The organism is Chitinimonas sp. JJ19 (assembly GCF_036961565.1).
Classification (GTDB): domain Bacteria; phylum Pseudomonadota; class Gammaproteobacteria; order Burkholderiales; family Chitinimonadaceae; genus Chitinimonas.
In genome coordinates this window covers 332758-346007 of sequence record NZ_JBAMDD010000004.1, presented here as the reverse complement: position 1 = coordinate 346007, position 13250 = coordinate 332758, and the positions used below count along the sequence as shown (strand labels likewise).

General features: G+C 56.6%; 3 protein-coding genes and 1 pseudogene. 3 read left to right on the top strand and 1 reads right to left on the bottom strand.

What is annotated here, in order from left to right:
• Positions 1 to 562 precede the first annotated feature (562 nt).
• Positions 563 to 1828 (top strand): tyrosine-type recombinase/integrase, encoded by a 1266-nt coding sequence (locus tag V7714_RS07580; RefSeq protein WP_335709170.1) that lies wholly within the window; start codon positions 563 to 565, stop codon positions 1826 to 1828.
• Positions 1829 to 1839: 11 nt separating this feature from the next.
• Positions 1840 to 2169: an H-NS histone family protein gene (locus V7714_RS07575; protein ID WP_335709169.1), complete on the top strand. Its 330-nt coding sequence runs from the start codon at positions 1840 to 1842 to the stop codon at positions 2167 to 2169.
• A gap of 366 nt (positions 2170 to 2535) precedes the next feature.
• Here V7714_RS07575 and V7714_RS07570 read toward each other — a convergent pair.
• Positions 2536 to 2778 (bottom strand): annotated as a pseudogene (locus tag V7714_RS07570) (IS5/IS1182 family transposase); the annotation flags it as partial.
• A gap of 172 nt (positions 2779 to 2950) precedes the next feature.
• Here V7714_RS07570 and V7714_RS07565 point away from each other — a divergent pair.
• On the top strand, positions 2951 to 13078 hold the full coding sequence (locus tag V7714_RS07565; protein ID WP_335709168.1) for an RHS repeat-associated core domain-containing protein: 10128 nt from the start codon (positions 2951 to 2953) through the stop codon (positions 13076 to 13078).
• The last annotated feature ends 172 nt before the right edge of the window (positions 13079 to 13250 follow it).

Below are 13250 nucleotides of genomic sequence, written 5' to 3'. Positions count from 1 at the left end.
CTGGCCGTACGATGCTACGCGCCAATTTGGGGTCGAGCACCTGCGGCAACTTTATGCTTCCCATATGGTTCCATGCTGCACGAAAAGCGGCAACTTTATGGTTCCACACGTGAGAAGCGGGAACCATAAAGCTGCCGTTTTGCGAAAAACGAAGCATAAAGCTGCCAGTCCAATGGCATACGTGCGGCAGAGTGAGGCTTAGGGGGGTAAACCGCTGAAACCGTTGAACGGCCTGGCTCTGAAGCAGATGAGGGGCGGGCGGGAAGATCGACTGTAGTGCCATTTCTTACGGGGCTTGTAAGAAAATACGGCAAAGTGGAAGCATATACTTGCCGTTGCGGCAACTTTATGGTTCCCGTCACAATTAGATCAAGGGCTTGCGAAATTCTGGCGGAAGCGGTGACCGCCTGAATAGTGTCCAATGAAGCCCAAGGATGTCTATAAAGTACAATAAATTCAGTATGTTGTATCGTGTTGTGATTCAGGTTGGTACAATCACGTTCAGTGGAATCTAAGATTTTGTGGCATACCAACTGGCATACCAATTATGGGGGGATAGATCATGGCGGTGCTGACTGATGCCAAGGCTCGAAACATGAAACCGGAGGATCTACCCTTGCCCCACGGAGGTGTGACGGGGCTAACGCTTCATCCTTCTACTACTAGAGGATGTGGCAAATGGGTATTCCGCTTCGTCAGCCCACAAACAGGCAAACGGCGCAACGCCGGCCTGGGCAGTTACCCGGACGTTGGCATTGCCGATGCGGGCAAACTAGCGCGGGCGATGAGAGAGCAGCTTGCCGCAGGGACCGACCCGCTTGAGGCCAGGAAAGCGCTGGCCGAGAAGCCACGTATCCCGACATTCGAAGAAGCGGCAACCATTCTGCACAAGGAATTGCTGCCTGGTTGGAAGAGCTCCAAGCATGGCAAGCAGTGGATATCGACCTTGGTGCAATATGCCTATCCCAAGATCGGCCACAAGCCGGTGGACAGCATTACCCCTGCTGATATTGCCGACGTGCTTCGCCCGATATGGCTGTCTATCGAAGAGACCGCCAGCAGGGTGAAGCAACGGCTGCACGCCGTGATGGCCTGGAGTTGGGCGCGCGGACACTGTAAGGCTAACCCCGTGGATGTCGTAGACTATTTACTGCCGCAGCAACCCAGTAAAGTTGAGCACCAACCGGCTATGCCCTGGCGAGACATCCCCGCATTTGTGCAACAGCACCTCAGGCAGACAATACGAGGGGATGTAACACGACCCATGCTGGAGTTTCTGATACTCACTGCTGCGCGCTCGGGTGAGGTACGGGGAGCGGTGTGGCAAGAGTTCGACCTCAAGGCTGGAGTCTGGATGATCCCTGCTGAACGGATGAAGGCCAAGCAGTTGCATCGCGTACCCCTTTCTCGGCGTGCTTTGGAAATCCTGAGCCAACAGCAAGGACAACACGAAGTACTCGTCTTCCCCTCGCCGCGAGACGCCGTGGCGTTATCCGATATGGCCCTGACTTCGCTCTTGCGTAGGGTTCACGCGCAGAGTGATATACCTGAACGGTTCGCAACGGCTCATGGCTTCCGCTCCAGTTTCCGTGATTGGTGTAGCGAGCAAGGGTATTCCAGAGATCTGGCCGAAAGAGCCTTGGCACATACGGTCAAAAATAAAGTCGAAGCAGCCTACCATCGTACTGATCTACTAGAGCAGCGACGGAAAATGATGGAAGACTGGGCGAAATATGTCACGGGTACAGAGACAGGGACCATGGCTGACGCTTTTGCCCAGTATTCCGGCGGACAAATGAACTATGCTCCCGAGAGGGGCGCTAAGTAAGGAACAAGCTGATGAAAATTGACGTGAACAATCCTGATTTGAGCAAACTGACACTGAATGAGCTCGTCGAGTTGGAGAAGAAACTCGTCGCAGAGATTCCTCACCGCCAAGCCGAAGAGCGCCGCAAAGTGGTGCAAGAACTGAAGCAACTCGCTGTCGACAGGGGATTTGATCTTCACGATCTGATCGGCAGCGCCAAAGCTGTCAAACAGCCTCGTGCGCCAGTGGCTGTCAAATACCGTTCAGGGCCTGGCCAGGAATGGACGGGAAGGGGTCGCAAGCCTGCTTGGGTAGTCGCGCATCTTGCAAGCGGGGGCAAGCTGGAGGACTTGGCTGCCTGAGCCCTGTTTGCATGAAGTGAATCATGCGTGTGGGTAGTCTTTCAGCAACTGACACTTGAGCTTGATGATGGATGCGGCTTGGTTTGAATAGTATTGGCTGCTGCATATTGCCCACGACGCTGATGGCGTCGTGGGCAATATGCAGCACATGTTTTTTGCTCTAACACTTAGCTAGCGCAATCTACGTTTGATCCCGCCCGCAGAAGCTGAGGCAAACTACTACCGGCAACTCTCCCGTCAGGCAGAAGAGCAGGCTACAAAAGCGGCCAGAGTAGGTCTGCTAATTGACCCGGAGTCATTGATGCTATTGAAGAAAGAAAAGGGAAGTACTGATGACTAGCAGGCTTCCCTGAACCCTTGGCGGATTTACGCCATACGCACCGTCACCGGTGTACCCAACTGGGTGAACCGGTTGAGCAAGGCGGGGCGGACTTGCAGTTCGGCCACCTGTCGCTCAAACGTTCGCGCTTTCACCCGTTCACCCAGCAACTTGAAGCGGCGCATCTTGGCTTTGATCAGGCTGCGCCGGTGGTAGCCGTTCCAGCATTGCCAGATCGCTGGGCACAGTCGGCGCATCACACGTAGCACCTCGTTCCGAACTCGCGTGCCGTCGGATGATCGCCTCAGAGAGTTGTGCAACAAAGCCTGTTTGCATTGACAAACAAACACTTGCGTTGAAATACCCTAATCGTATAAATTCGCGCGCTTTGTTTCGTCGTGGCGGCTGGCTTGGGCGCTACGGTACTGATCTAATTACATAAGATTTACTAGGGGAGGGCGTATGCCCACTGCATACGTTGATCTGGTGCGCTCACTGCGCGCGCGCTTATCCATTGCTGGCATCATATTGATGGTGATTTACAGCTCAGCATGGGCCAATCAGGCACCTACCGTCGGCCTTGTCTCCCCACTAGATACGTCCTACTACAACTACAGCTCAGGTAACCGCAATGTTGCGCTGAGTGCGCGTGCCACCGATCCAGAGGGCAAGATCGGTAGCGTCAAATTCATCATCAAGCCAGGGCAATCCGCAGCGGTTGAAGAAGTCGCTGCGACCGCGCCCGCAACCGGCAACAACTGGACAGCCAACTGGAGCTTCCGCGATGCTGGCGGCGCCGTTACTGTTCAAGCCGTGGTCACGGACGACAAGGGCCTCTCCGCCTCGTCCGCCATCCACACTATCTACGGCAATCCACCCCCCGCCGTCACGCTCACGATCAACCCCACCACCTACACCGTTGCCGAAGGCAAGACCGCCACGGTCACCGTCAAGGCCACCGCTGTCGACTCGGGCGTAACGCTGGGTTACTACAACCACGTCGGTCGTATGGAGTTGTTCGTCAATGGCAGTCAGGTAGAAGCTAAATCCAACCCCGCCTCGGGGTCGAACAATATGACCACCACGTTCACCCCCCTGCAACTGGCTGCAGGCGTCTGGTCAATCGAAGTACGTGCCAAAGATATTCTCGGTGGCGTAGGCATCGCCACGCAAACCGTCAAGGTCAATGGTCCGCAGCCCCCCGAAAGCAAGCTGCTCAGCCCCAAGGAAGGCGATCTAATCCAGCTCGATGCCCTCAGTGCCGTAAAAATCGAAGTCGAAGCCTCCGATGATGTCGCGATCAAGAAGGTTGAGTTCTACGCTGTCAACCGCGTCACGGGTGAATCCAAGACGATCAACACCCAAAACGTCAGCGGCACCAGCAAGATCGTCACCGCCAACTGGGCCAAATCCACCATGGGCACAGGCGGCCATTACGAAGTCTACGCCCGTGTCTACGACGACCGGAACGTCTATACCGACTCCGCCAAGGCACGGATCTACCTTAACCTGGCCCCCACCGCCAGCTTCACCGCCAGTCCATCCGGCACATTACAGACCGGTGCCAATGGCAAGGCCTCGATCACCCTCACCGCCACAGCCACCGATCCTAGCCCGCTGGCCGGGCCTGATGCGCAATTCAATCCCGGCCAAGTCGCCAGGCTGGAGTTTCTCGCCAACGACACGGTCATTGCTACCAGCGATGGTGCCGCGAAACGCGATATGCGGCTCGACTACACCTGGACACCGCTACCCGGCACCTATGTGGTCAAAGTGCGTGCCACTGACCTGATGTATGGTGTTTATGTGAGCGGCAGCCAGACCATCACCGTCAAGGGCAACCTCTTCCCCACGGTGCAACTGAGCCAGCCCACTACTGATATCTTCCGTCAGCTTGAAGATAGCGCTGCACGCAACGTCCGCTTCGAAGCCACCGCTAGCGATACCGACGGTGCTGTCAGCCTAGTCAGTTTCGTCCTGCAGCCCGTCGCTGGTGGCAATGCCATTACCGTCGATGGCACCAAGGTCGGTAACCTATGGCGCGCCGACTGGGTGATCCCAGCCGAAGGCGGCCACTACAAACTCAGCGCCCGCGCCCAAGACAACCAAGGCGGCATCGGTGACAGCGCCGCCATCACCCTCACCGGCAATCCGCTGCCCGTTGTCGAACTCGACAGCCTCAACAGCCAGACCGTCTACGGTGCCGGTAACGGCGCAACCGTCAACGTCCTCTTCAAGGTCAAAGCCAACGACGCCGGCATCGTCACCGGCACCCTCAACCAAATCGGCCGTATCGCCATCCTGATGGACGGCGTCGAAGTCAACGCCAAGGATATCAACAGCCCCACCGCCGACTACAGCGTCACGCTGCCCATCCCGCTGGGCATACACACCCTTCAAGCCGTCGCAGTCGATGGCGGCGCTGGCCTGGGCCGCAGCCCCATCAAGACCGTCAAGGTCGTCGCTGGCGCCGGTGTACCCACCATTCAGCTCGTCGCCCCGCAAATGGGTCAGGAATACTTCGGCCCACCCGCCGCCATTACCTTCGAAGCCAAGATCGACGGGTATCTCGCACAGATGACTCACGTCGATGTCAGCGTCGGCACCAACGATGTTGATAACAACTTCTGGGCCAGCAACCCTGTCGTCGGCCAGGCAACCCACCAAGGTGGCGGCCGCTACACCTATACCTGGGCTGCACCCCCACTGGGCACGTACTACGTTCAATTCCTCGCCCGTGGCAATAACGGTACCACTTTCCCCTGGCTCAGCAAGGCCCAGACCTTCTTCCGCGTCAAGGCTGGCCTCGGCGTTCAACTGCTGCAACCACTGCCCAATGCACAAGGCTTCAATCCGCTTACCCAAGGCCAGGCCGTTATTCTCAAGGCCAAGCTGCTTGACGGCGCCGGTCAAGTGGAACGGCTTGTGTTCGAGCTGGGCACCCCAAACGCGCAAAACGTCTACCAGTACACCGCCATTGCCGATGGCGTGACGGATGCCAACGGTATCTACAGTCATAGCTGGATTCCCACCACGTTGGGCAGCTACGACCTGCGTGCTCGCTTGTATTACCGCATCAACGGCGAATCACACACCCAATCCGCCAACACCACCATCCAGGTACAGCAACGTCCTGTCGGCCCCATCACTGGCCAGGTCGACGGCCTCTACCGCGACGGTGGCAAGCTCCTGCTGCGTGGCTGGGCCTGTGACACAGGCACCGATACTCCTGTCGCCGTGCATGTCGCTAAGCAAGCCGAACTCGGCCAAGCCGGCAGCGAACTGATCGGCAGCGCCACCGCCAATCAAGCGGACAACGACAACGGCGCCATCAACGCCCAGTGCCAGAGCGGCACCAGCGCCCACAAGTTTGAAGTGGACATCACCGCAGGCAACACTGGCGGCAAAGCCCCACTGTATCTCTATGGCCTGCCCACCACCGAAGGCCGCCAGCCCACGAAGCTCAGCTGCACCGCCGGCGCCTGCCAGTTGCCCGGCGCGCTGGAGGTGGGCTTTACCACCCCCAACGACAACGCTCGCATGAACGCAGGTACGAACGGCGCCAGCCTCTTCTTCCGTGCTAAGGTCAGCGGCGCCACAGCCGCCATCGACAAGGTCGAATTCGACTTTGAAGGCGAAATGCTGCTGGGTGTGCAGGAGAGCAACGACTCGACGGCCTACGCAGTCACTAAGCCCGGCGTTGCTGCACGCAGCAACGCCTATATCGTCACTGCCAAGGTGACGTCGGACGGTGTTGTGGTGAATGCAGCTGCTCGCAAGGTTTATGTAGATGCAGGCCAAGGCGGCAGCAGCATTAGCCTAACCAGCCCTGCTGCCGGCGCGCAATTTAACCAAGGCATGGCGATCAGCCTGCAAGCCCGGATAGGGGCAGGTACGTCCATCGATACGGTGAGGTTCTTTGGGGGTAACGACAGCGGCACGCAGTTGGGCAAGGTCACCAGCTTTACCGTCGACGCCAACGGCAACATGCTGGCCAGCCTGAACTGGACTGATGCCGCATTGGGTAGCCACAAGATTATCGCCAAGGCTTATACCAATGGAGCTGAAGTAACGGCGAGCAACGGCACCGCGATCACCGTGATGGTCCCGGGGACTGTCCCGAATGATGGGACTCCGGTAGCGATTGCGCCTGCTGTCGGGGCCGAGCTGGACAAGTATCTGAACAACGCCGATGCCGGTACCCTGCCGGGTGAGCTGGGTAGCAATGACGGCGCAGTTATCTACAATCTGCCCATTGCGGTGCCGCCTGGTACCGCGGGTGTTGCCCCGACACTCAGTCTGAATTACAGCAGCAACGGTGCAAACGGCATCGCCGGCCTGGGTTGGAGCCTGAGCGGCTTCTCATCTATCCATCGCTGCGAAACCACCATTGCACAAGACGGTGTTGCAGGCCGCATCACCTTCAGTACGTCTGACCGCCTGTGCCTCGACGGCCAGCGCCTGATTCGTGTAAACGGCAGCGACACCCGCGAGAGTGACGCCGCCACCAAGGATGCTGCCTACTGGGCTACTGATGCCGAATACCGCACCGAGATCGAAAGCTTTCAGCGCATCACGCGTTACAGCGCCAATGGCCGCCTTGGTTTCAAGGTCGAAACCAAGGCAGGGCAGACACTTTATTACGGTGTGGATGGTCTCAACGGCCAGGCGGCCAGCTATGTACTCGCGCAAGGCCGACAGGACGGTGCCGCGGTCAGTTGGGCAGTGGATCGCCGCGAGGACACCATGGGTAACCGTCTGGTGTTTGAATACGAACTTGATGCTACTCGTGGTGAGCATCACCCCAAGCAAATTCGTTATGGCAGCAACGCCAATACGAGCGAGAGTGCTGATCTGGCTGTACGCTTTGCCTATGAAGCACGACCCGATGTGCAGAACGGTTATTTCGGTGGCAGCAAATCCGACCAGACCCAACGCCTCAAGACCATTACCACGGCGATTGGTACCGAATCCAATGGCATCGGTGGCACTGTCGCGAGTATCTACACCCTTGATTATAGCCAAAGTGCCAGTACCGGCCGCAGCCTGCTGAAGACGGCGGAGCAATGTGCGCCTGGCCGAACTCCAACTGAAGCCACAGTCTGCTTGCCCAAGACGACATTTACATGGGGTCAGCCCGCTGCCGAGCTGCGATTTACCTTGGCGAAGGAGATTCCAGAGCTGGTAACACCGCCGGTACAGGGCCTGAAACTATGGGGACTATACGGGCCTGATCAAGGTTATTTCGAGGGAGGTACTAAGCCCAATAAGATACTGTTTGAAAGCAACGAGGTCTGCACGCCCGGATTCTGTGATCCGAACTATCCTGTTTTGCCGGAAGAAATGAGTACGACCAAATACCTTACCGGCAAGTATCGAATGCTGCTGTCGGATGGACGTACAGTCGAAGGCATGCTTCCCCTTGCTGGTGTCACCACACCTGAGGCGATTGGGAGTATTTCTGTAGGCACGATCAACGGTGACGCGCGAGATGGTCTTTGGTTGATGTCGCCGTATTTGGCAGCGGTTGCAGGCGGCCCTACCCGTGCAATGCCTATTATTGGGTATTGTACGGCGAAGGATGATGTAACCGATGGTGTGGTGTTTGAATGCCAGCGTATCCAAACCCACCTACAGCTGGCGGAAACAACTGCGGTAGGCCTCAGCCACTTCGATCAACTATCGTTTGGTAAACCCAGCCTCGTTGTGAGTCCCGCAGGTGGCTTGTCGCAAGCCTGCGTATGGATGGCAGGGCAACTGCGGTGCCAGCCACATAAGCAAGTGGTTGATCTGCCGTTGCCGGCAGATTCGCCGTTGGGGAGCGTCGAGGCTACGGGTAGGTACGATAGCTTTGCCGCACTCAGCTTTAGTCGTGGTGAGATTTCGGACCTTTTCTCAGTTACATATCGACATACCAGCGCGACATCTGAACATCTGGGCTATGTCCGTATTTGCCTGAACAAGGCCAATTGGGAATGCCAGGTTCTGATGGGGCATCGCCACAAGGAGATGAATACTCTGGGTGAATACACCGGCTCCAGTACGGTGGGCGACTTGTCTGGTGACGGCTTAGCGGATTTCGCGTTCTACGATGGTGATAAGACCACTTACGTCTGTCTCAATACCGAAACCAGTGCCGATTGCTTTGCTGCAGGCGAGGGCTGGGGACACGGCAACCGTGCTGCAGGGGGCAATACCAGTATTGCAGGCAGCATTGGCGACTTCGAAGGCAGTGGACAGGCATCGCTGCTGATTGCGCATCGCCTCGCTGTGAACAATCAGAACGATACATCGGAGCTGCGACTGTGCCGTCTTAGTGATCGCACCCTGGCTTGCCGCCCCGTAGCTGGTGGTGTGCCGAGTTTGCCTGGTCATAAACCAGCCAGCCTCTATGCCGATCCTGAAAGCGCTGTACCTAGCATTATTTTACGTGCCATTAGTGCTGGTGGTACTTGGCCCACTACGTCCAAGGTCTACACCCTTGCTACTGTGCCTGGCTTGGATCGCATCGTTAGTGTTACCAACGGCCTAGGACAGGCCGACAGCATCAATTACGCCCGTGCCGACGACGCCGAGACTTACCAACGCTTAGTCGAGGATGAGAATCGCCGTAAGGTATGGCCAGCTTACCCCCAGCAGATTGGTCAACCCGGCGTCATGGTTAAGACCATTGAGCGCGACAACGGTGTCGCTGGCACCCGTACCACGCAATTCCGCTACGAGCAGGTTCTACGCGATGCGGTGGGCCGCAAGAATCTCGGCTTTGCCAAGCAGAGCGTGAAGGATCTGCAAAGTAATATCACGACCCAGTCGACCTATGAGCAGACCTGGCCCAAAGTGGGTATGGTTAAGCAGACTGTTACGACGGCTGGTAATGGCACGGTGCTGTCCCACGTGATCAGTAACCCTGCCGTCAGGGAGCTCAAACATGCCAACCAAGACAGCACCTGGTTCGTGCATGTGAACAACACAGTTACGATCAAGCGAGACCTCTGCGACGACCCTAACGGCTGCGATCTTGGTAGTACTACCCAATCGTTCCAGTTCGATGACTGGGGTAATGCGACGCGCCAAGAATCCGTCATCAAGGCAGCGGACAACAAGGCTTATACAACGCTAACAGTTAACACCTACAAGTCGGCCAATGCTGGCGACGCACCTTGGCGCTTCGGCCTGATGGATACCACCGCTGTCACCAATACGCTGCCCGATGGCAGGTCGTTGACCCGCAGCAAGGCGTTCACCTACGACAGCTACGGCTTGCTCAAAACGGATACGGTAGAACCAGACGATGCCAAACTGAAACTGGTGACCACGCTGGACCGCAGCGGTAATGCCTTCGGCTTGGTCAACATCAAGACCTTGAGCTGGACCAATCCGTTGACAGGAGCAGCAGAAAGCCGCGCTTCCGAAACTACCCGCTACGATAACCGTGGCCGCTTCGCTGAATCAGTGGGCAACGCCCTGGGCCACACCGAAATCCGGGCTGTGGATGCTCGTAATGGCATTCTAACCAGCCTGACTGGCTCCAATGGTCTCACCACCACCTGGCAGGTAGATGGTCTCGGTCGCAAACAGAAGGAAATTCGAGCCGACGGTACGGAGACGCGCATCTATAGCAAGGTCTGCGGGGTAGGTTGCCCTTCGGACCTGGGGGCGAAGCTTGTCAGCTGGACCGACAGTTTCAAGGGAACAGACCGTATTGGTGTACCCACATTGGCCTTTAGCGACCACGAGGGCCGTGTTTTGCGCACGCAAGGTTGGAGCTTTGATGGCACCGTTGTTCATACGGATAGCCGCTATGACACCCTAGGCCGCATATGGGAAGTGGACCAGCCCCATTTTGTAGGTACTGGCGCCATTCTCGCCAGCCGGAAGTCCTATGACGCTCTGGACCGAGTCAAGGTTGTCACTACGCTGGACGAGCAAGGCAGGGAGAAAACCGCCACCACCAGTTATGCAGGCCTGATCGTCACCGACACCAATGCAAAGGGACATACCCGTATTGCTCAGCGTAATGTGCTGGGTCAGTTGGTCCAGTCAACGGATGCCAAGCAGGGTGTCACCGCCTATGGCCGCGATCCTTTTGGAAATCTCGACATGGTGACTGACCCGGTCGGCAATGTCGTCAAGATCGCCTACAACCGCCTGGGTCATAAAACCGATCTGCATGACCCTGATCTTGGCTGGGTTCATTACGACGTCGATCCAATCGGCCAAGTGCTGCAACAGATCAGCCCCAAGCAGCGCAAGGCTGCACTTGGCAAGCCAGTTGCCGAACAGGCGTTGCATTACACCCGCTTCCAGTTCGACACCCTAGGGCGTATGACTGCGCGCTTGGAGCCCGATCTGACCAGTCGGTGGATCTACGACCAGCCTGAAGGCACTCCTGCTGGTAGTGGCGATAACCTGGCCTGTACTGCTCGCAAGAGCTGCGGCCTGTTGGTCGAGGCCTATACCTTCACTGAGCAAGGAAAGGACTACAGCCGTAGTCATGGTTACGACAATCTGGGCCGCCCCAACCGAACCGAAGCGCTGTTGGGCAGTACCCGTTATAGCCGCGAAACCCAGTATGACGCCTGGGGCCGTGCCGCTGTCAGTCGCCAGCAGCGCGGTAGCCAATCTGCCAAGCAGTATGATCAGCGCTACAACGCCTACGGCTATCTGGCCAGGGTTGAACGTGGCAATACCGTACTGTGGCAAGCCGAGAAACAGGACGCTGTTAACAGAGTGCTTGAAGCCAGCTTGGGCGGTGCTCTGACTCAGCTGCAAACTTACAACCGGTACACTGGTCTGCCGGATGATGCTACGCTCAAGAACAGCCAGAACCAGACGCTGCTGTTCGAGGACTACCAGTACGATGTACTGGGCAATATGAGCCAACGCAGCCAGCAGTGGCTGGATCACGCGGGTTTCAGCGAGCTGTTCGGCTACGACGATCTCAATCGCCTGACCAGTGCGCATGTCGCCGGCAAAGTTCAGCAGACCTACCAATACAACGCGGTTGGTAATCTGTTGAACAAGACCGGTGTTGGTACCGGGGATTATGTCTATCCAGGCAAGACCACCGATCCGCAGCAGGCGATCACCCGCCCGCACGCCGTTCAGAGTATTCCTGGCTACGGCAGCTTTAGTTACGACGACAACGGTAACCTCGATCGTGTCACCAAAGCGAACGGGCAGGGTAGTCGTGTTCTGACCTGGACGAGCTTCGACATGCCTCAGCAACTGAGCAAAGGTAGCGTCTGGAGTAAATTTGTCTATGGTCCGGAACATCAGCGAGTACGCCAGGAGCGTAGCGACGGTAGTGTTGTGTGGTACGCCGAAGGAATGGAAGTAGAAACCCGCGGCAACACCACTAAGGTCAAGACCTACTGGCCAGCAAGTCTCGGCTTGGAAGTCGATCAATACGAAGGCAATCAAGCCCAAGGCGAAACAAAGCAGCACTGGACGCATCGTGACCGCCTCGGCTCTGTTATCGCCATTACGGATGCACAAGGCAAACTGACTGAAAAGTTCGCCTACGACGCCTGGGGCAAGCGCCGCAGCCTAGATGGCAGTAATACGCCAGAAGAATTGGAAAGCGCGTTGGAAGGTGTGGTGGACAACAAGGGTTTCACCGGCCACGAGATGTTGGAAGAGCTGGATTTGGTGCACATGAATGGCCGTATCTACGAGCCCCTGGTCGCGCGCTTCATGAGCGCCGACCCGTTGATCCAGGACCCGGAGCATAGCCAGAGCTACAACCGGTATAGCTACGTCTGGAACAATCCAACAAATCTGACGGATCCGACTGGTTTTGCGGGTGTAGGCAGTGAGAAACAAAAGATTACACCGGCGCCCAAGAAGCAAGAGAAGCCGTGCGAAGGTGAGGGGTGCTCAATTAAAGGGGCCAAGGCGGTAGTGGTCAAAGTTAATGGCAATGGCACTGTAACGGTTAAGGCGATAGGGCAAAATGGCAAAATCTTTGCTAGCGCCACAATGAGCCGTGCTAACAACGCCAGTCTATCGGCAAACAATACGGCAAGTACATTAACAGAGGAAAACCTGTTAGCAATAGATCAAAGCAAGTCTCCCTATAAACAAGAGTCTACTGGGGAGAAGTTGCTGAATCAGTATAGTTCGGTATCGATTCCTCAATGTACTTCAGAGGCATGCACAAAGATGACGAAGCATATTGCTATTGCTTCGCGCATTGGCGGTGTGAGCGCAGATTTTACTCGCGAAGACTACAAGGAAATAATTACAGCCGGTATTCAGAAAGTAGGAGTTAGTGCAGAAGTGGCTGTTGGATATGGACCTGGTTTTGTCGGGAAAATTTCAATATCTACATCTGGCGTCCAGCGTTACTTCGGGACAGGCCGCGTTGTTGGGATGGAAGTAAGTGCCGCGCTTAAAGGTGATTTCGGAGATACCGATGGCATTACTACGGAGGCTGGAGTTTCTGTGGCAGGCACAAGTTTTAGTGCTTCTTATTCAGAGCGAGGTGGACTTGCAGGTAGCGCAGCACTAGGGCTTGGCATGGGGGCGGCAGTTACCAGCACGGTTGGATATACGACCAATACTGAATGGAAGGACCTTCTGAAGTAAGGATGGTGGTTTCAAGGCGCCAGTGCAACTGACAAAGCAAGGCCTGAAAGTCGGTGAAATGAAGGCATTTCACCGACTTTCGACCGCCAAGTCAGAGAGCCGACGCGTTTCGGTCCCCCATCCCACACCGTCAGTCAATTGCAGCAGCGGCACGCTCGCAGCTTCCTCAGAG

Bases quoted from the DNA above. Each gene is read 5' to 3' on its own strand.
- V7714_RS07575 (WP_335709169.1), top strand. From the start codon at position 1,840: ATGAAAATTGACGTGAACAATCCTGATTTGAGCAAACTGACACTGAAT.
- V7714_RS07565 (WP_335709168.1), top strand. From the start codon at position 2,951: ATGCCCACTGCATACGTTGATCTGGTGCGCTCACTGCGCGCGCGCTTA.
- V7714_RS07580 (WP_335709170.1), top strand. From the start codon at position 563: ATGGCGGTGCTGACTGATGCCAAGGCTCGAAACATGAAACCGGAGGAT.